The following is a 21,146-nucleotide window of genomic DNA, read 5'->3' as shown; positions in this document are numbered from 1 at the left end:
CGTGATGCATTCAAAATTGGGAACACGTCTGTATAACCTTGAGTTAGTTCGTTAAGGGAGCGTGTTCCCTTTTTTCAAGCAAGAGGAGGCAAAGTATGGAACCGAAATATAAGAGAATTGTGTTAAAATTGAGTGGAGAAGCGCTCGCAGGTGATCAAGGGTATGGCATCGATCCAACGATTGTCAACTCGATTTCTGGACAAATTAAAGAACTCGTCGCCATGGGCGTCGAAGTGGCCGTCGTCGTCGGTGCCGGAAACATTTGGCGCGGGAAGACCGGCAGTGAACTCGGGATGGACCGGGCCAATGCCGATTATATGGGCATGCTCGCCACTGTCCTCAACTCGCTCGCCCTTCAAGACAGCCTTGAATCACACGATGTCCAAACGCGCGTCCAAACATCCATTGAAATGCGTCAAGTCGCAGAACCGTACATCCGTCGTCGCGCGATGCGTCATCTTGAGAAAGGCCGTGTCGTCATCTTTGCGGCTGGTACGGGGAACCCATACTTCTCGACTGATACGACTGCAGCCCTTCGCGCAGCTGAAATCGAAGCAGACGTCATCTTGATGGGGAAAAACAACGTGGACGGCGTCTATTCAGCCGACCCGAAACTTGACCCAGAAGCGGTGAAGTACGAGACGCTTACGTACTTAGACGTGCTCAAAGACGGACTCCAAGTTATGGACTCGACGGCCACATCACTCTGTATGGACAATCACATTCCACTTATTGTATTCTCATTGCTTGAAGAAGGAAACATTAAACGTGTCGTACTCGGGGAACATATCGGGACGGTAGTAGGAGGAATCAATTCATGAGTGTAAATGAAGTGTTGAAAACTGCTGAAGAAAAAATGGAGAAAGCCCATGCCGCACTCAAACGCGACTTTGGGACGCTTCGCACAGGCCGTGCCAGCGCCTCAATTTTGGACCCGGTCCAAGTCGATTACTACGGCGTGCCGACACCGCTTAACCAAGTGGCCAACATTAACACACCAGAAGCCCGCCTTCTTTTGATTCAACCGTGGGACAAGTCGATGGTTTCGGAAGTCGAAAAAGCGATTCAAAAAGCGGACCTCGGTCTTTCGCCATCATCTGACGGGACGGTCATTCGTCTCGCCATCCCGGCGTTGACGGAAGAGCGACGCAAAGAACTCGTTAAAATCACGAAGAAGTATGCGGAAGAAGCGAAAGTCGCTGTCCGTAACGTCCGTCGTGACGCGAACGAGAACTTGAAGAAGCTCGAGAAAGACGGCGAGATGACGGAAGATGATCTCCGCGGCTATGCGGACGACGTCCAAACGTTAACGGATTCGTACATCAAAAAGATTGATGAGTCTGCAGCGACGAAAGAAAAAGAAATCATGGAAGTGTAATCACGGAAGTGGTATACCAAAAAGCTGTGTGGGGACCCTTTTATTGAGAGGGTCCCTCTTTCATACAATCAGGAGGATAGAGTATGTTTAAATGGGTGAATCCTAAAACGAAGACCGAAGCGGAACTGAGCATTCCCGAACACGTCGCCATCATCATGGACGGCAATGGCCGTTGGGCGAAGAAACGTGGGCTCCCGCGCATCATGGGTCACCGGGAAGGGATGAAATCGGTGCGTGAGTCCGTCCGCACGGCGCAAGAACTTGGCATCAAGTCATTGACGCTATATGCGTTCTCGACCGAAAACTGGACACGTCCAGAAGAAGAAGTCAATTTTCTGATGAAGTTGCCAAAACAGTTTCTTGAGACGGACTTAAAGGAACTCGATGAACAAAACGTGCGCGTGCTCGTTGCCGGTGATGTCTCGAAGTTACCACGGGGCACACGAGAGGCAGTGGAAGAGGCACGGACGCGGACCGCGACAAATACAGGGCTCGATCTCGTGTTCGCCCTCAATTATGGTGGACGCGATGAACTCGTTCAAGCGATGCGTCTGCTTGCCATGGACGTGGCTGCCGGTCGAATCCTTCCGGAAGAGATTGATGACGCGATGATTGGAGAGCGGCTCATGACGAACATGCAAGACGTCGATTTGATTATTCGCACGAGTGGAGAGCAACGGCTCTCAAACTTTTTGCTCTGGCAAGGGGCGTACGCCGAACTTCATTTCACGGACGTGTTATGGCCGGAGTTTAAGCGCGACCACTTTGTAGAGGCGATTGCGGCTTACAACGCCCGAACGCGTCGATTCGGTGGTGTCTAATATGAAAACTCGAATTATTACAGGACTATGGGCCGGTGCGATTTTCGTCACGCTCATCGCTCTAGGTGGGAGTCCGTTCGTCATCTTGATGGGCATCCTCGCTTTAATCGGCTTGAGTGAATTCACGTTGATGCGACGTCATAAGCTGACGGCATTCCCGTTTCTTGTCACCGCGCTTCTTGTTGCGTTCCCTTTTGTGATGATGTTGCTCGAGCGTCGGATGGATATGAGCGAACTGCCGATGTCCGTCAACCAGTGGATGATTCTCGGTTTGACGTTACTTCTCTTTTGGACAGTCGTGACGAAGAACCGGTTCACGTATGAAGATGCCAGCTTTTACTTCGTCTCGGCCGTCTATCTCGTCATTGGGTTTACGAGTTTCGCGCTCGTTCGGCTGTCGGATGATGGACTGAGCAAAGTGTTACTCGTCTTATTCATCATTTGGGCGACCGATTCCGGTGCATATTTCACTGGGAAAGCCATTGGGAAGACGAAACTTTGGCCATCAATCAGTCCGAATAAGACGATTGAAGGGGCGATCGGTGGAATCGTTGCGGCCATCGCGACTGGAATCGTGTTCATTCTCATCGATCCAATCCTTCCTTTTTTGGAAGTGATTATCCTCGCGGTCGTTGTTGCCGTCGTCGGGCAACTCGGCGATTTGGTCCAGTCGGCTTATAAGCGCCAATACGAGGTCAAAGACTCGGGCCATCTGTTACCGGGACATGGCGGGATTCTAGATCGTTTCGACAGCATGATTGCCGTCTTTACTGTCATTTGGATTTTCAATTTGTTATAAAGGAGTGTCAAGATGAAGCGAATCAGCTTACTCGGGGCGACTGGCTCGATCGGCGTACAAACTTGTGACGTCATCGAACAGCACCCCGACTTGTTTGAACTTGAGGCGTATGCGTTTGGAACGAACGTCGAAGTAGCAGAGGAATGGATCAATCGTCTCCGTCCGAAATACGTTTCGGCCAAATCGATTGAAGTACTCGAACAGTTGAAGCCCCGACTTACATACGAGCCACTCTTTTTCATCGGACTAGAAGGATTGATTGCATGTGCGACGGCGGAACGGGCTGACGTGGTCGTCACGGCAGTCGTTGGTGCCGTCGGACTCGAACCCACGCTCGCTGCCATTGCAGCCGGAAAAGACATCGCACTCGCGAACAAAGAAACGCTCGTCACGGCCGGACATCTCGTCATGGCGGCCGTCAAAGAGTACGGTGTCAACTTATTGCCGGTCGACAGCGAACACTCAGCGATTTACCAATGTTTGAACGGGGAGCGACGGGAAGACGTCGCGAAAATTATCTTGACTGCATCGGGGGGGAGTTTCCGAGACCGTACTCGCGATGAGCTCGCCGAGGTGACCGTCGCGGAGGCACTCAATCATCCGAACTGGTCGATGGGGGCAAAAATCACGATTGATTCGGCGACGATGTTCAATAAGGGTCTTGAAGTCATCGAAGCGCACTGGTTGTTCGATATCGATTATAATGATATTGAAGTCGTACTTCACCGCGAATCGATTATCCATTCGATGGTCGAGTATAAAGACGCGGCCGTCATGGCTCAGCTCGGAAATCCGGATATGCGCGGCCCGATCCTATATGCCCTCGCCACGCCGAAACGGCTTGAAATCGAAGGGAACAAGCGGTTAAACTTGAGAGAAATCGGGACGCTTCATTTCGCCGAAGCCGATTTTGAACGGTATCCGGCCCTTCGACTCGCCTACGAGGCAGGTCGTGCAGGTGGGTCCATGCCGACGGTGCTCAATGCAGCCAATGAAGCGGCCGTAGAAAAGTTCTTGAACGGCGACATCGGCTTCTTAGACATCGAACGTCTCGTTGAAGAGGCGATGAACGCCCATACAATCATTGCGGAGCCGACGCTCGCGGATATTTTAGAAGTGGACCGTGCGGTTCGATTACAGATTCAGCAAGGAAAGTGAAGGTGGGGAATAGACAATGACGACTTTTATCGCCATCGTTTTGATGTTTGGGGTACTCATTTCCGTACATGAATGGGGCCACCTTGTCATGGCGAAACGGGCAGGGATTCTCTGTCATGAGTTTGCAATCGGCTTCGGGCCGAAAATTCTGTCATTCAGAAAAAACGAGACGCTCTATACGATTCGGCTCTTGCCGATCGGCGGCTATGTCAAGATGGCAGGGGAAGATTTTGAGCCGATCGAAGTCAAAGCCGGACAACATGTCGGACTTCGTCTGACACCGGCCGGTACGGTCGACCGTGTGTACTTTCAACCCGACCAGGCAACGGACGTCCACGTCGCCGGCACGGTCGATAAGTTTGACTCGATTCGAGAGCTGAAAGTCCAATTGCTCGTCGATGAGGAAGTTCGTGTGTACGAACTCGAGCGTGAGACGCTACTCGTCGACCAAGGCATGGAGATTCAAATCGCACCGTACGACCGGACGTTCGGCGCGCAGTCCGTATGGAAACGCGTGCTCGCTATCGCAGCTGGTCCGGCGATGAATTTCGTCCTCGCTTTCATCTTGCTCGTCATCGTCGGGCTCGTCCAAGGAACACCGACGGACGACGGTCAAATCGGAACAGTGCAGCCAGATTCGGCCGCTGCGGAAGCTGGTCTTATGGCGGGCGATGAAATCGTGTCAATCGAAGGAACGGAACTTGATAACTGGGCCGACTTACGTGAGGCGCTCGCAGGTCGTGCCGACATGCCGACTGAAGTCACGTACGTCCGAGACGGCGCAGAACAAACGGTCACTCTCACGCCGCAACCGCTCGAACAAAACGGGGAGACAGTCGGGATTCTCGGCGTAACGAACGCCCTTGAGCGTTCGCCGACGAAAGCATTCACGACGGGTGCTGAGACGACGTGGACGATGTCAACGCTCATCTTTTCTGCCGTTGGTGATCTTGTGACCGGTCAAGTCGGTGTCGATCAACTTGCCGGACCGGTCGGAATCGTCCGGATGACGGATGAAGTCGCTGCGAGCGGCCTCATCATGCTTCTTAACTGGACAGCTCTTCTTTCTGTGAACTTGGCCATCTTCAACTTGTTGCCACTCCCGGCACTCGATGGGGGTCGACTCATCTTCCTCTTGTTCGAGGCGGTGCGTGGCCGACCGATTGATCCGAAAAAAGAAGGCTTTGTGCATTTTATCGGCTTCGCCTTGTTGATGTTGTTAATGCTCATCGTCACATGGAACGATATCCAATCATTTTTCAAATAGAACGTGTTAGAGAAGGGAAACGTTGATACCTATGAAACAATCGAGATTGCTTATGCCTACACTCCGAGAAGTGCCAGCTGACGCAGAGGCGGTCAGCCATCAACTGCTCGTCCGGGGTGGGTTCATTCGTCAAAATGCGGCCGGCATCTATTCGTATTTGCCACTCGGCCATAAAGTGCTACAAAACATCCAAACGGTCATCCGAGAAGAGATGAACCGGGCAGGGGCCCAAGAGTTGCTTATGCCGGCCATCCAACCGGCTGAGCTTTGGGAAGAGACGGGGCGCTGGGGCATTTATGGTCCAGAACTCATGCGCTTGACGGACCGTCACGACCGTCGTTTCGCCCTCGGTGCGACACATGAAGAACTCATCACGTCAATCGTTCGCGACGAGTTAAACTCATATAAAAAGTTGCCTGTCAACTTGTACCAGATTCAAGCAAAATATCGCGACGAACGTCGTCCGCGCTTCGGATTGCTCCGTGGTCGTGAATTCTTGATGAAAGATGCCTACTCCTTCCATGCCGATCAGGCCGGATTAGACGAGGAGTATGACAACATGTATAACGCCTACTCGCGTATCTTCGACCGAGTCGGCCTAAAGTACCGCCCAGTCGTCGCCGATTCCGGTGCAATCGGCGGGAAAGACACGCACGAATTCCAAGCGCTCGCCGCAATCGGAGAAGACACGATCGTCTATACGGACAGTTCGAATTATGCGGCCAACATCGAGATGGCTGAGACGCTCGACCGGTATGACATGCAAGCCGGAACGGTGGCGGAACTTGAAAAAGTCGATACGAAAGAACATAAGACGATTGAAGACGTGGCACGTTTCCTTGACGTCGACGTCAAGACGACAATCAAATCGGTTCTCTTCAACGTGGATGGCGAGACGGTCATGGCGATCGTTCGCGGCGACCACGAAGCGAACGACGTGAAAGTGAAGAACGCGCTCGGCGGACTTGATATTCAAATGGAAGAAGAAGCAAAGATTATCGAGTTATTCGGTTGTGAACCTGGCACGCTCGGACCGATCGATTCACCGGTCAAAGTCGTCGCGGACTATGCCGTCAAATATTTGGTCGATGCGGTATGTGGCGCCAATGAAGCGAATACACACTTCTTGCACGTCAATGCGGCACGCGATTTGGGCGACTTGACGTTCCATGATCTCCGCTTCGTCGTGGAAGGGGATTTAGCACCTGACGAGTCAGGTCCTGTCCGTTTCGCTCGCGGGATTGAGGTCGGTCAAGTGTTCAAGCTCGGAACGCGCTACTCGGAAGCGATGGGTGCGACGTTCTTGAACGAAGAGGGACGTGCCGAGCCGCTCATCATGGGTTGTTATGGAATCGGGGTGTCACGGACGCTTTCAGCCGTCGTCGAGCAGCATCATGACGACCGCGGGATCGTCTGGCCGAAGAGCATCGCTCCGTTTGACGTCCATTTGATCGCGATCAATGCGAAAGACGAGGCACAACTCGCACTCGCCGACCGTCTATATAAAGAATTGTCAGCTACGTATGACGTGTTATACGATGACCGGAAAGAACGGGCCGGCGTCAAGTTCGCCGATGCGGACTTGATTGGTCTCCCGGTTCGAATTAACGTCGGGAAAAAAGCCGGTGACGGTGTCGTCGAAGTGAAACTTCGCGCAACAGGCGAAGTCATCGAAACAACGGTCGACGACTTACAAGCCGTTTTGACAGCACAGTTAGATGCACTCCAGTGATGACATGAAGGTGACGGTTCTCGCCGTCACCTTCATTTGTCCATGTTGAACGAAGAGGGGGGATTACTGACCCGTGGAAGCCAATCAAAAAATGTTATTGCTCTTGAACGACCTCGGCATTACGACCGAGACGGATCAATTTGACGGTGCCGAGTTGACGCGTCTTGTCGTCAACAAACAGCGGCGGACGTGGACGTTCCATTTTCGGTTACACCACGTCTTGCCGTATGAGGTACATCAACTGTTCATGAGTCGACTTGAAAGTCGTTACGCGACGTTCGCAGATGAAGTGTACGCCCGCTTCACAACGGAACAGGGCGGTAAGGATGCGGACTATATCGACTATTGGCCACGCATCGTCAGTGAACTGAGTCAAGTGTCTGGGGCGATGCGCACGTATTTCGCTTCGGTCCAACCACGCTTTGAGCAAAATAAACTGTTCATTCCAGTGCGCTCAGCGCCAGAAGCGAGTTATGTCGATAAAGAATTGTGCCAAGAAGTGCAGGCGCTATACAGTGCGTATGGCTTCACGAAGAAGCCTTGCCAAGCACAGTTCTCGGAAGATACGGAAGCGAATCAAGCGCTTCGTGAACAAGTCGTTCAAGAAGACATTGAACAAGCGAAAATGGCGCTCGCCGCCCAATTTGCCAAGACGACCGAGTCGAACGAAGAGCCGGTCACTGAAGTGCGTATGGGTGCATTGATTAAAGATGAAATCGTCCAAATAAAAACAATCATCGAAGAAGAACGGCGTGTCGCCATCCGCGGTCTCGTTTTCTCGGCCGAACGAAAAGAATTGCAGAGCGGGAAGAAACTGTTCACGTTCAAGATGACGGACTATACCGATTCGCTCATCGTCAAAGTGTTCGCCCGTGACGATGATGACGACCGCATGCTCAGTGCCGTCAAAAAAGGCATGTGGATTCAAGCGGCGGGACGCGTCGAAGACGATAGTTTCATGCGCGAACTGTGCATGATGGCCTCGCAGCTCCAAGAAGTGAAAGTCGAACCGGTCCGTGACGAATGGGACGGCGAAAAGCGCGTCGAGCTCCACGCCCATACGCAGATGAGCCAGATGGATGCCGTCACGAACGTGTCGGCGCTCGTCGCCCGAGCCGCGAAATGGGGGCATCGGGCCATCGCCATCACAGACCACGCCGGTGTTCAGTCGTTCCCTGAGGCGTATTACGCTGGCAAGAAAAACGATATTAAAGTGTTGTTCGGCGTCGAGGCGAACGTCGTCAATGACGGGGTGCCGGTCGCCTACCATCCGATTGATATCGCGCTCGACGATGCGACATACGTCGTCTTTGACGTCGAGACGACCGGTCTGTCGGCGGTTTACAATAAAATCATCGAGCTTGCCGGAGTGAAGATTAAAGACGGGGAAATTATCGATCGCTTCGAGGCGTTCGCTGACCCGAAACATCCGCTCTCGGCGACGACAATCGAGTTGACGGGCATCACCGACGACATGGTCCACGGACAGCCGGACCCGGAAGTGATCACGAAACAGTTTGTCGACTGGTGCGGCGACAGTATCCTCGTCGCGCATAACGCAGCATTCGATATGGGCTTTCTCGAGGCGACGCTTCGAAGCGGAGGACATGAACCGGACGACTATCCGGTCATCGATACGCTCGAGCTCGCGCGGACGATTTTGCCGACGCTTAAAAACCATCGACTCAATACGCTCGCTAAACGGTTCGACATCGAATTGACCCAGCACCACCGGGCGATTTACGATGCCGAGGCGACGGCTTATCTATTGATGAAGCTGCTCGATCTTGCCAAGCAGATGTTCGAGATGCAGACGCACCGCTCGCTCAACGCGAAAGTCGGGAGTGACGTCTCGAAGATTCGGCCGTTCCATGCGACGATTTATGCGAAGAATAAGAAACCTGGATTACGTCACTTGTATGAATTGATTTCGCTCTCACATATCGACTATTTATTCCGGATGGCTCGGATGCCACGCTCTGAACTCATCAAACGTCGGGAGGGCCTTTTGATTGGATCGGCCTGCGACAACGGTGAGATTTTTGACGCGGCGCTGAACAAGTCGGACGAAGAGCTCGAGAAGATGATGGCGTTTTATGACTTCATCGAGATTCATCCACCGGCGCTTTATTTACATTTAATCGATAAAGAGATCGTCGCGAACGAACTCGAGCTCCGAGACATCATCAAACGGATCATTCGTGTCGCAAAGCAAGCAGATCTTCCTGTTTGTGCGACCGGAAACGTTCACTATCTCGACCGGACCGACCGCTCGTACCGTGAAATCTTGATTCGGACGCAAGGCGGGGCGAACTTCATTAACACGCGTAAAGAGCTCCCGCACGCTCATTTCCGGACGACGAAGGAAATGATGGAAGACTTCAAGTTCCTCGGCGACGAACTGGCCCGTGAAATCGTCATCACGAATCCAAACGCAATCGCCGACCAAATCGAGTCGATTCAAATCATCCCGGATGAACTGTTCACGCCGAAAATTGAAGGGGCGGACGATGAAGTGCGCAACATGAGTTACGACATGGCTCGTTCGATTTATGGTGAGGAGCTTCCGGAAATCGTCGAGGCCCGGCTCGAGAAAGAACTGAAGTCGATTATCGGGCACGGGTTTGCCGTCATCTATTTGATTTCGCATAAACTCGTGAAAAAGTCGCTCGACGATGGGTATCTCGTCGGGTCACGGGGATCGGTCGGTTCGAGTCTCGTGGCGACGATGACGGAAATCACCGAGGTCAATCCGCTTCCGCCGCATTACGTCTGTCCGAAGTGTAAGCATTCGCACTTCTTCGATGACGGGTCGGTCGGTTCAGGATATGACTTGCCCGATAAAGAATGTCCGGAATGTGGGGCATGGTATAAGAAAGACGGCCACGATATTCCGTTCGAGACGTTCCTCGGTTTCAAAGGAGACAAAGTTCCGGATATCGATTTGAACTTCTCAGGGGAATATCAGCCGCACGCCCACGCCTATACGAAAGTATTGTTCGGTGAAGAGTACGTGTATCGTGCCGGGACAATCGGTACGATTGCCGACAAGACGGCGTATGGGTACGTGAAAGGATATGCGACCGAAAACGATAAGATTTACCGGAACGCCGAAGTCGACCGTCTCGTCTCTGGTGTGACCGGTGTCAAACGGACGACCGGGCAACACCCGGGTGGAATCATCGTCGTCCCGGACTATATGGACATCGCGGAGATTTCTCCGATTCAATATCCGGCAGACGACAAGACGTCCGAATGGAAGACGACACACTTTGACTTCCACTCGATTCATGACAACTTGCTCAAACTCGACATTCTCGGTCACGATGACCCGACCGCGATTCGGATGCTCCAAGATTTATCGGGCATCGACCCATTGACGATCCCGACCGACGATCCGACGGTCATGAAGATTTTCTCGTCACCGGAAGTGCTCGGGGTCACCCCGGAACAAATCGAGTCTAAGACGGGAACGCTTGGAATTCCGGAATTCGGTACAAAGTTCGTTCGACAAATGCTCGAAGAGACAAAACCGTCGACGTTCTCCGAGCTCGTTCAAATCTCGGGATTATCCCACGGGACGGACGTATGGATCGGGAACGCGAACGAATTGATTTATAACGGCACGTGTGAACTGAAAGACGTCATCGGTTGTCGAGATGACATTATGGTCTATTTGATTTACGCCGGACTTGAACCGTCGTTCGCCTTTAAGATCATGGAGTCGGTCCGAAAAGGGAAAGGTTTGACTGAGGAGATGGAGTCCGAGATGCGAGCGAACGGTGTACCGGAGTGGTATATCGCCTCGTGTAAAAAAATCAAGTACATGTTCCCGAAAGCACACGCGACGGCTTACGTCTTGATGGCCGTCCGCATCGCGTATTTCAAAGTCCATCATCCGATTTTGTATTACGCGACGTACTTTACAGTCCGGGCCGGAGACTTTGACTTGTCAGCGATGATCAAAGGCTCGCAAGCCGTCCGTAAAGCGATGTCCGACATCCGTGAAAAAGGATTCGATGCGACGGCGAAAGACAAAGGGCTCCATACCGTGCTCGAACTCGCACTCGAGATGCTCGAGCGGGGCATGAAGTTCCAAAACATTGATTTGTATCGTTCGAGTGCGACTGAGTTCTTGATTGAAGGCAATACGCTCATTCCGCCGTTCAATGCGGTCGACGGCTTAGGGACGAACGCGGCCAAAGCCATCGTCGAGGCACGGGCCGAAGGACAGTTCTTGTCAAAAGAAGATCTTCGGAAACGGGCCAAGTTATCGAAAACGATTATCGAGACGCTCGACACGATGAAATGTCTAGAAGGGCTCCCGGATGAGAACCAGCTGTCATTCTTCGATTTTGGGGTGTAAGTTGCAGAAAATCGGGAAAATATGATATATTAGTATCGAACAAAGTTGGATACTACGACGGAAAGGAGTAGGGAACCCTACTCCTTTCTTGTATGTAAAAGCCAAGAAGGAGGGATGAGAGTGTCCAAAATAACAGAGGTCGTCGAAGCCATCGCTTTGCCGATCGTCGAGCAAGCGAACATGGAATTAGTCGATGTTGAATTCGTGAAAGAAGGTCCAGACTGGTTCTTGCGTGTCTATATCGACAAGCCGGGGGGCGTCGATTTAGATGATTGCGTCAATATCAACGAACAGCTCTCGGAAAAACTAAACGAAACCGACCCGATCGAACAAGCCTATTATCTTGACGTCTCGAGTCCCGGTGCGGAGCGCCCGCTCAAGAAACCGGTCGACTTTGAACGGGCGATTGGTAAAAACGTCTACATTAAGACGTTCGCCCCAATCGAAGGCGCCAAAGAGTTCGAAGGTATTTTAACGGCGTATGACGGTGAGACCGCTGTCGTCGAGACAAAAATCAAGACACGAAAAAAAGCGATCTCGCTACCAGTTGACAAAATTGCACAAGCCCGCCTAGCGGTCACGTTTAGTTAAGGAGAGGTAAAGATGGGGCCACAATTACTCACAACAATCGAACAGATTGCAAAAGAAAAGGGGATCGAGAAAGACATCATCATCGATGCACTCGAGCAAGCGCTCATCTCGGCGTATCGCCGAAATGTCGCGAACCCGAACGAGCACGTTAAAGTCGAGTTTGACCAAGTGACAGGCGATATTCGCGTGTTCGCATTGCTCGAAGTCGTCGAGCGCCTCACACAGCCGGAGCAACAGCTCTCGCTCGAAGAAGCACATGAAATCGACCCGAACTATGAGCTTGGCGATTTCCACAAAGAGGAAGTGACGCCGAGCGACTTTGGTCGTGTCGCAGCGATGACAGCAAAACAAGTCGTCACGCAAAAGATGCGTGAAGCGGAACGTGAGCGGATTTACAACCATTTCGCGGACAAAGAAGACGAAATCATGACAGGGATTGTTGAACGATTCGACCCGCGCAACTTGTATATCGGCCTTGAGAACAACATCGAGGCGGTGCTCACGCCGAACGAACAGATGCCGAACGAATCGTATCAGATTCACGACCGCATCAAAGTGTACGTGACGAAAGTCGACTCGACGACAAAAGGGTCTGGCGCTGCCATTCAAGTGTCGCGGACACATCCGGGGCTCCTCCGTCGTTTGTTCGAGCTCGAAGTGCCAGAAATCGCGAACGGGACGGTCGACGTCATGTCGGTATCACGTGAAGCGGGTGACCGTTCAAAAATCGCCGTCCATTCCGACATCGTCGATCCGGTCGGCGCGTGTGTCGGTCCGAAAGGGCAGCGTGTCCAAACGATTGTCGATGAGTTGAACGGTGAGAAAATCGATATCGTTCGCTGGTCGGAAGACCCGAAAGAGTTCGTGAAAAACGCACTGAGCCCGGCCCAAGTCGTGGCGGTTTACGTAAATGAACCGGCCAAGTCGACGACGGTCGTCGTCCCAGACTATCAATTGTCGCTCGCTATCGGGAAACGCGGTCAGAACGCGCGCCTTGCTGCGAAATTGACAGGTTGGAAGATTGACATTAAGAGTGAGACGGATGCGGAAGCGCTCGACTTGTTCGATACGTACGCTGAAAAAGTTGAATCGGAGCCAGAAATTGTTCACAATGAAATGGAACAGGCTGACGAGGTAGACACAGCGCTTGAATCGACGACGGTAAAAGAAGAGGAATGATCATGAAGCAAAAGAAACTTCCTTTGCGCAAATGTGTGGTTACGCAAGAGATGTTACCAAAGAAAGACTTGATTCGTGTCGTCCGTACGCCTGAAGGCGACGTCGTCATCGACCTGACCGGGAAGATGAACGGACGTGGCGCATACTTGTCGAAACAGATGGACGTCATCCGCTTAGCTGAGAAAAAGCGGACGCTCGACCATCATTTGAAAGTGAAGACCGATGAGACCCTTTACGAGCAGCTCAAACAAGCTGTTGAGGGAGACGTCTCATGAGCCAGTGGGAATCATTGTTAGGCCTTGCTGCACGAGCGAGGAAAGTAACGATGGGAGAAGAGTTTGTATTAAAGGATATTCGGGCTGGCCGCGCCAAGCTCGTCATCCTTGCCGGAGACGCAGGAGCGTCAACGAGAAAACGAGTTACCGACAAATGTACATCGTATGGTGTTCCTTTCGTGGAAGTGAGCGACCGATATACGATCGGCGCTGCCATGGGGAAAGACATGCGTGTCGTCGTGTCCGTGACCGAATCCGGATTTGCGAACAAGCTTAAGCAACTTCTCTCGTAACTATTAACGGAGGTGGATGCTTTGGGAAAACGCGTCTATGAATTTGCGAAAGAACAGAACGTAACAAGTAAACAAGTCATTACCCAGCTCGAAAAATTGAACAAGCCGGTGAAGAATCATATGGCTGTTTTAGATGAGGAATCGGTGAACCAATTGGATCGAATTTTTAACCCTGAGAAATATCGCGCGGCTGAACAGAAAGCTGCACCGAAAGCGGCGACAGAACAGCCGACAGAACAGCCGAAAGAACAACCGAAGCAAGAGAAGAAAGAAGCGCCTAAAACGCGTCAAGCTTCTCCACAAGGCAACCAGTCAAACCGCGGTGGAAGCAACCGTTTTGGTGGGAACAACCGTAACGACAACCGCAACAAGAAACGCGGAAAAGGAAAAGGGAAGCCAGCCAAAGCAGCCATCCCACAAGAAGCGGATCCAAACTCGAAAACGAGCCAACGGAAAGCCGCGCGTCTTGCACAAGAAGCCGAGATGGGCAACGTCATCAAGTATGAGGACGTGTTGAGTGTATCGGACTTGGCCTCGAAAATGAACAAAAAGCCAAACGAGATCATCATGAAGTTGATGGGTCTTGGTGTCATGGCGACCATTAACCAAACGCTCGATGACGAGACGATTGAATTGCTCGCCTCAGAATTCGGTTTCGAAGTGGAGAAAGAAGTCGTTGTCGACGAAATCGACTTCGAGACGGTCGAAGTCGACTTCTCTGAATACGACCTTGAAGAGCGCCCGGCAGTCGTAACCATCATGGGTCACGTCGACCACGGGAAAACGACGCTTCTCGACTCGATTCGCAACACGAAAGTCGTTGCCGGCGAAGCAGGTGGAATCACGCAGCACATCGGTGCGTACCAAGTTCAAGTCAACGACAAGAAAATCACGTTCCTCGACACACCAGGTCACGCCGCCTTCACGACGATGCGTGCCCGTGGAGCGGAAGTGACGGACATCGCGATTATCGTCGTCGCAGCGGATGACGGTGTCATGCCGCAGACGGAAGAAGCGATTTCGCACGCGAAAGCGGCGAACGTTCCAATCATCGTCGCAGTCAACAAGATGGATAAAGAAGGCGCAAATCCGGACCGTGTCAAACAAGAATTGACTGAATTCGGTTTGATTCCTGAAGAGTGGGGCGGCGAAACGATTTTCGTTCCAATCTCAGCCCTTCAAGGGGAAGGCATCGACGAGTTGCTCGAGATGATCCTTCTCGTCTCAGAAGTCGAAGAATACAAATCGACACCTGACATGCCAGCCCGTGGTACGGTCATCGAAGCGAAACTCGACAAAGGCCGTGGCCCAGTCGCGACACTTCTCGTTCAACACGGTACGCTTCGGATTGGAGACTCAATCGTCGTCGGAAGCACGTTCGGTCGTGTCCGGGCGATGGTCAACGATATCGGTCGTCGCGTGAAAGAAGTCGGCCCATCAACACCGATCGAAATCACAGGATTGAACGACGTTCCGCAAGCCGGAGACCAGTTCATCGTGTTCGAAGATGAGAAGAAGGCACGTGCCATCGGAGAAAAACGTTACCAACGTTACCTCGAGTCACAGCGTCGTGAGTCGGCAAAAGTCAGCCTTGACGACTTGTTCAGCCGGATTCAAGAAGGCGAAGTGAAAGACTTGAACGTCATCATTAAAGCAGACGTTCAAGGTTCAGCGGAAGCTCTTGCGGGCTCGCTTCGTAAAATCGACGTCGAAGGTGTCAAAGTCAACATCGTTCACCAAGGTGTCGGTGCGATCACAGAGGGTGACGTCATCCTCGCCTCGGCTGCGAACGCCATCATCATCGGTTTCAACGTCCGTCCTGACGGGAATGCTCGTTCTATGGCGGAACAAGAGAACGTGGAAATGCGTCTCCACCGCATCATCTACAACGCGATTGAAGAAATTGAGAGCGCGATGAAAGGGATGCTCGATCCAGAATTCGTCGAAGAAATCACAGGACAAGTTGAAGTCCGTGACGTCTTCAAAGTTTCGAAAGTCGGAACCATCGCTGGATGTTACGTCACAGAAGGTAAAATCTCACGTGATGCCGGCGTTCGCGTCATCCGTAACGGGATTGTCGTCTATGAAGGCAAACTCGACACGCTCCGCCGCTTCAAAGACGATGTCAAAGAAGTTGCGACAGGTTATGAGTGTGGGATTAAAGTCGAGAAGTTTGATGACATCAAAGTCGAAGACGTCATCGAAGCGTTCGTCATGAAAGAAGTCGAACGTAAATAAAGCAAGGAGGGAACACGTATGAACATTCGTGCCCAACGCGTCGCTGAACAGATGCGTAAAGAAATAACAGACATTCTCCTTCGTGAAGTGAGCGATCCGCGTACGAAGAACGCGACAATCACAAGCGTCGAAGTGACCGGAGACTTGCAACAAGCGACAGCTTATTACACAGTGCTCGGAGACGACGCTGAAGTGAAGGCAGAGACGCAAGCAGGACTCGATAAGGCGAGCGGATTCATCCGCCGTGAAATCGGAAGCCGCATCCGTCTTCGGAAAACACCAGAATTGTCGTTTGAATACGATTCATCAGTCGCATATGGTAGCCATATCGATTCGTTGATTCGCGATTTGAACAAAGGCGAATAAGGGAAAGGGGGACTCACGTCTCCCTTTTTCATGTGGAGGGAAAAACATGGAACCGACAGGAGTACTCATCCTTGATAAAGATGCGGGCATGACGAGCCATGACTGTGTCTTCAAATTGCGCAAGCTATTTCAAACGAAGAAAGTGGGCCATACCGGTACGCTCGACCCGGAAGTAACCGGGGTGTTGCCGATTTGTCTCGGTCGGGCGACGAAATTATCACGTTTTTTGACGGACGAAGGGAAGCGTTACGTGGCCGAAGTGACGATTGGGACAGCGACGATGACGGAAGATGCCCATAGCGAAGTCGTCGAGGCACGTGTCGTCGAGTCAGCAGCGTTCACAGCGGCGGACGTCGACCTGATCCTCGAGACGTTAACGGGAACGATCGAACAAGTCCCACCGTACTACTCGGCGGTCAAAGTGAATGGGAAGAAACTGTATGAATATGCCCGGAAAGGTCAAACGGTCGAACGTCCGCGTCGTATGGTCGACATTCATCAACTCGTCCGGACGAGCGACCTCACGTTCGGTGACGACGTATGTCGTTTTCGAATCGAAGTCGATTGCGGGAAAGGGACGTTCATTCGGACCCTCGCCGTCCAAATCGGGGAACGCCTAGGTTTTCCGGCCCATATGAGCGACCTTCGTCGAACGAAGTCTGGTTCGTTCGACGAAACGGCCGCGGTCCGTCTCGAGACGCTCATGGCGATTGAGACGGTCGAGGAACGGATGCAGTCCGTCATCCCGCTCGAAGAAGTCATCAAGCGCTGGCCCTCGATGACGATTCCTGCCAACCGAGAGCGCTATATTCGTAACGGTGGCAAGCTAAACGACGTCTCGCTCGAATTCGAACTGTTTACTGTCTATAATGAAGAAGGAATTCCGCTCGCCCTCTATCGACGGCTTGACGGAACGACAGACGCAACAGTCGAGGTCATGTTGACAATCGACTAAGGGGGAAACGAAAGTATGGAAACGATACATCTCACATATCCCGAGAAGCCGGACGTTGTCCCTTCGGTCATGGTACTCGGATTCTTCGATGGCGTCCACACGGGCCATCAGGCCGTGATTCGCCATGCGCAAGATCAGGCGGAGCAGCTGAACGTGCCGGTCACGGTCGTCACGTTCGATCCACATCCGAAACAAGTGTTGTCGAATAAACCGGATGCAGTCCGTTACATCACGCCGCTCTCGCGCAAGTTGGAACGGATTGAGGCGCTCGGAGTCGAACGCTGCCTCGTCATGACGTTCACGAAAGAACTTGCGAGCCTGTCGCCGCAACAGTTTGTCGACGACTACTTGATTGGAGCCGGCGCTGTTCATGTGACGGCCGGGTTTGATTATTCGTACGGTAAATTCGGAGAAGGGACGATGGAAACGTTACCGTTCCATGCGCGGGGTCGCTTCACGACATCCGTCGTCGCTGAACAGACCGAGGACGGAGAGAAAGTCTCATCGACACGGATTCGAAAACTGCTCGGAGCAGGAGAAGTCGAGGCGGCAGCCGCGCTCCTCGGGACATCGTATGTGATCTGTGGCGAAGTCATTCATGGGGACGCGCGTGGACGCACGATTGGATACCCGACGGCGAACGTCGTCATGGACGCATCATACGTCATGCCACGGCTCGGCGTCTATGCGACGCGAGTCCGGTTGCGTGACGGCCGAACGTTCGATGCGATGACGAACGTGGGGCGGCGCCCGACATTCTATGACACGGGCGACGTCTCAATCGAGAGTCACTTGTTTGATTTCTCTGAGGATTTGTATGGCCAATTGATTGAAATCGAATGGGTTCGATTCATTCGAAACGAGCGGGCGTTTGATGGCCTTGATTCACTCGTCGCGCAGTTGAAACAGGACGAGATGACGGCCCGGTCAATCCTATCTTGACTTTGAATACGGACTCCTGTATTCTTGTTTGGTACGCAAAGTACACCGTTTCGCTTGGCTGGTCGATTCACCAACGCCGGCTCGGCAACGCGGCAATTTTATTTAATTGGAGGTGGAGAGGCAAATGGCACTCTCAAAAGAACGTAAGAATGAAATCATCGCGGAATACGCGACAAAACAAGGTGACACTGGTTCACCGGAAGTTCAAGTTGCAGTCTTAACTGAACAAATCAACACATTAAACGATCATCTTCGTACACACAAGAAAGACCACCACTCACGTCGCGGTCTTTTGAAAATGGTTGGACGTCGCCGTAACTTGCTTACGTACCTTCGTAACAAGGACGTTACACGTTACCGTGAATTGATTCAACGCCTTGGTCTCCGTCGCTAATCCGACTGGACCACGTGACGGGCTGGGACATTTGTTCCTAGTCCGTTTCTTCTTTTTTAAAAGGAAATCATTAGACATTCGTAGGAATGAGCTACATAATAAACTAGATAAGGTTTGAGAGGAGAATGTTCATGTTAGGTACGAAACAAGTATTTTCTACGGAATGGGGCGGACGTCCGCTCTCTGTAGAAGTGGGCCAACTTGCGAAGCAAGCGAACGGCTCGGCGCTCGTGCGTTACGGCGACACCGTCGTGCTCGCTACAGTAACGGCATCGAAAGCACCAAAAGATTTAGATTTCTTCCCGTTAACGGTTAACTATGAAGAGAAACTCTATTCAGTCGGTAAAATCCCAGGAGGTTTCCTTCGTCGGGAAGGCCGTCCTGGTGAGAATGCGATTTTGACTTCACGTCTCATTGACCGCCCGATTCGTCCACTCTTCCCAGATGGATTCCGTCACGATATCCAAGTCATGATTTACGTCATGTCAAACGATCCGGACTGCTCGGCAGAGATGGCTGGTATGCTCGGCACATCAATCGCACTCTCCATCTCGGACGTCCCGTTTGACGGACCGATTGCCGGTGCAACGGTTGGCCGAATCGATGGCGAATTCATCGTCAACCCGACGACCGCGCAACTCGAGAAGACAGAACTCGAACTTCAAGTCGCTGGTACGGCTGATGCCATCAACATGGTTGAAGCGGGAGCAAACGAAGTTTCAGAAGACGTCATGCTCGAGTCGATCTTGTTCGGTCACGATGAGATTAAAAAGCTCGTCGCGTTCCAAAACGAGATCGTCGCAGCGGTCGGGAAACCGAAATTTGAATACACGGTGTCGAAGTTTGACGATACGTTGTCAACAGAGCTTGAAGCCGCTCGTCCTGAAATCGTCGAGGCCGTTCAAGTCGAAGAGAAGCATGCACGTGACGAAGCGATCAACGATGTCATCGCCAAGTACGTCGCCCTCTACGAAGAACGTCTCGCCGACGAGCCAGCCAAGTTGAAAGAAGTATCGGGTATTTTGAACAAGTTCGTTAAAGATGAAGTTCGCCGCTTGATTACAGTCGAGAAGGTTCGTCCTGACGGTCGTCGTCCTGACGTCATTCGCCCGCTCGCTTCTGAAGTCGGCTTGTTGCCGCGCGCCCATGGCGTCGGTTTGTTCACACGTGGTCAGACACAAGTCATGTCGGTCGCGACACTCGGTGTCATCGGCGATGCGCAAATCATCGACGGAATCGGCCTCGAAGAGAACAAACGTTTTATGCACCATTACAACTTCCCGCCATTCTCGGTCGGTGAAGCGCGTCCAGTCCGAGCACCAGGCCGTCGTGAAATCGGGCACGGCGCTCTTGGTGAGCGTGCGATGCTCCCGGTCATCCCGAAAGAAGCCGATTTCCCGTATACGATTCGTCTCGTATCGGAAGTACTTGAGTCGAACGGTTCTAGTTCACAGGCTTCAATCTGTGGCTCGACGCTCGCTCTTATGGACGCTGGTGTTCCAATTAAAGCGCCAGTCGCAGGGATTGCGATGGGTCTCATCATGGAAGGCGAACACTATACCGTTCTCACGGATATTCAAGGGCTCGAAGACCATCTCGGGGACATGGACTTTAAAGTCGCTGGAACGAAAGACGGTATTACAGCACTTCAGATGGATATCAAGATTGCAGGGATTACACGCGACATCTTGGTCGAAGCACTCGAACAAGCGCGTGTCGGCCGTCTCCATATCTTGAGCCATATGCTCGAAACGATCGATGCCCCACGTCCACAGTTGTCGAAGTATGCACCGAAGATTGTCACGATGACGATCAACCCGGACAAGATTCGCGACGTGATTGGACCGGGCGGGAAGATGATCAACAGCATCATCGACCAGACAGGTGTCAAAATCGACATCGAACAGGACGGGACAGTATTCATCGCCTCGACCGACCAAGAAGGCATCGATATGGCGATGGCGCTCATCGGCGACATCGTGCGTGAAGTTGTCGTCGGCGAAGAGTTCGACGCGACCGTCCGCCGGATTGAGAAGTTTGGCGCGTTCGTCGAATTGTTCAAAGGCAAAGACGCCCTCGTTCACGTCTCAGAGTTCAGCTTAGAGCGTGTCGCGAACGTCGAGGACGTCGTGAAACTTGGCGATACAATCAAAGTCCGTGTGACCGAGATTGATGACAAAGGTCGCGTCAACGCTTCACACAAAGTGCTTATCCTTGAAGGATTGTCACCTGAGGAGCGCGAAGCTTACGAAGCGAAACGGAAAGCGCAACGTGAGAGCCGCCCACCGCGTGACAGCCGTCCGCCGCGTCGTGACGGAGATCGTCGCCCACCAAGATCGACAAACTAATTTATGCTGGCCATCGTCTATCGCGATGGCCTTTTTCATAGGAG

General features: G+C 52.3%; 18 protein-coding genes. All 18 read left to right on the top strand.

Annotation, left to right across the window (positions count from 1 at the left end):
* The first annotated feature begins 95 nt into the window (after positions 1–95).
* The 18 genes from pyrH to pnp all read left to right on the top strand — a co-directional run bounded on the left by pyrH (position 96) and on the right by pnp (position 21,102).
* On the top strand, positions 96–821 hold the full coding sequence (pyrH, locus tag KNP92_RS08030) for a UMP kinase (RefSeq protein WP_214839298.1): 726 nt from the start codon (positions 96–98) through the stop codon (positions 819–821).
* Positions 818–1,378: a ribosome recycling factor gene (frr, locus tag KNP92_RS08025; RefSeq protein WP_034808847.1), complete on the top strand. Its 561-nt coding sequence runs from the start codon at positions 818–820 to the stop codon at positions 1,376–1,378. Before pyrH ends, frr begins: the two co-directional genes overlap by 4 nt.
* 83 nt (positions 1,379–1,461) lie before the next feature.
* Positions 1,462–2,199: an undecaprenyl pyrophosphate synthase gene (locus KNP92_RS08020; protein ID WP_214839295.1), complete on the top strand. Its 738-nt coding sequence runs from the start codon at positions 1,462–1,464 to the stop codon at positions 2,197–2,199.
* A gap of 1 nt (position 2,200) precedes the next feature.
* On the top strand, positions 2,201–2,998 hold the full coding sequence (locus KNP92_RS08015) for a phosphatidate cytidylyltransferase (protein ID WP_214839293.1): 798 nt from the start codon (positions 2,201–2,203) through the stop codon (positions 2,996–2,998).
* Between the two features lie 12 nt (positions 2,999–3,010).
* On the top strand, positions 3,011–4,156 hold the full coding sequence (gene dxr, locus KNP92_RS08010; RefSeq protein ID WP_214839291.1) for a 1-deoxy-D-xylulose-5-phosphate reductoisomerase: 1,146 nt from the start codon (positions 3,011–3,013) through the stop codon (positions 4,154–4,156).
* Between the two features lie 16 nt (positions 4,157–4,172).
* Complete coding sequence (rseP, locus tag KNP92_RS08005; RefSeq protein ID WP_214839289.1) at positions 4,173–5,423, top strand: RIP metalloprotease RseP; 1,251 nt, start codon at positions 4,173–4,175, stop codon at positions 5,421–5,423.
* Positions 5,424–5,454: 31 nt separating this feature from the next.
* Positions 5,455–7,155 (top strand): proline--tRNA ligase, encoded by a 1,701-nt coding sequence (locus tag KNP92_RS08000; protein WP_214839287.1) that lies wholly within the window; start codon positions 5,455–5,457, stop codon positions 7,153–7,155.
* A 91-nt stretch (positions 7,156–7,246) separates the two neighbouring features.
* A complete protein-coding gene (locus KNP92_RS07995; RefSeq protein WP_251136432.1) occupies positions 7,247–11,521 on the top strand; it encodes a PolC-type DNA polymerase III in 4,275 nt (1,424 codons plus the stop codon).
* A gap of 120 nt (positions 11,522–11,641) precedes the next feature.
* Positions 11,642–12,112: a ribosome maturation factor RimP gene (gene rimP, locus KNP92_RS07990; RefSeq protein ID WP_034808833.1), complete on the top strand. Its 471-nt coding sequence runs from the start codon at positions 11,642–11,644 to the stop codon at positions 12,110–12,112.
* Between the two features lie 12 nt (positions 12,113–12,124).
* On the top strand, positions 12,125–13,291 hold the full coding sequence (gene nusA / locus KNP92_RS07985; RefSeq protein ID WP_214839283.1) for a transcription termination factor NusA: 1,167 nt from the start codon (positions 12,125–12,127) through the stop codon (positions 13,289–13,291).
* Complete coding sequence (rnpM, locus tag KNP92_RS07980) at positions 13,288–13,566, top strand: RNase P modulator RnpM (RefSeq protein WP_214839281.1); 279 nt, start codon at positions 13,288–13,290, stop codon at positions 13,564–13,566. Before nusA ends, rnpM begins: the two co-directional genes overlap by 4 nt.
* The gene (locus KNP92_RS07975) at positions 13,563–13,859 is read left to right on the top strand and encodes a YlxQ family RNA-binding protein (protein ID WP_214839279.1); all 297 of its coding nucleotides are present in this window, start codon (positions 13,563–13,565) and stop codon (positions 13,857–13,859) included. The genes rnpM and KNP92_RS07975 overlap by 4 nt, the downstream gene beginning before the upstream one ends.
* 21 nt (positions 13,860–13,880) lie before the next feature.
* Positions 13,881–16,097, top strand: a complete 2,217-nt coding sequence (gene infB / locus KNP92_RS07970) for a translation initiation factor IF-2 (RefSeq protein ID WP_214839277.1) — start codon at positions 13,881–13,883, stop codon at positions 16,095–16,097.
* A gap of 18 nt (positions 16,098–16,115) precedes the next feature.
* Positions 16,116–16,463: a 30S ribosome-binding factor RbfA gene (gene rbfA / locus KNP92_RS07965; RefSeq protein ID WP_214839275.1), complete on the top strand. Its 348-nt coding sequence runs from the start codon at positions 16,116–16,118 to the stop codon at positions 16,461–16,463.
* Between the two features lie 46 nt (positions 16,464–16,509).
* Positions 16,510–17,418, top strand: coding sequence for a tRNA pseudouridine(55) synthase TruB (truB, locus tag KNP92_RS07960; protein WP_214839273.1), 909 nt, complete (start codon positions 16,510–16,512; stop codon positions 17,416–17,418).
* A gap of 15 nt (positions 17,419–17,433) precedes the next feature.
* A complete protein-coding gene (locus tag KNP92_RS07955) occupies positions 17,434–18,360 on the top strand; it encodes a bifunctional riboflavin kinase/FAD synthetase (protein ID WP_214839271.1) in 927 nt (308 codons plus the stop codon).
* Positions 18,361–18,484: 124 nt separating this feature from the next.
* Positions 18,485–18,754, top strand: a complete 270-nt coding sequence (gene rpsO / locus KNP92_RS07950; RefSeq protein WP_015881433.1) for a 30S ribosomal protein S15 — start codon at positions 18,485–18,487, stop codon at positions 18,752–18,754.
* 131 nt (positions 18,755–18,885) lie between these two features.
* The gene (pnp, locus tag KNP92_RS07945; RefSeq protein ID WP_214839269.1) at positions 18,886–21,102 is read left to right on the top strand and encodes a polyribonucleotide nucleotidyltransferase; all 2,217 of its coding nucleotides are present in this window, start codon (positions 18,886–18,888) and stop codon (positions 21,100–21,102) included.
* Positions 21,103–21,146 lie beyond the last annotated feature (44 nt).

The sequence above is a fragment of the Exiguobacterium sp. s122 genome (assembly GCF_018618475.1).
GTDB lineage: Bacteria > Bacillota > Bacilli > Exiguobacteriales > Exiguobacteriaceae > Exiguobacterium > Exiguobacterium himgiriensis.
The sequence above is the reverse complement of the archived record's forward strand: the minus strand, read 5'-3'. Positions and strand labels throughout refer to the sequence as shown.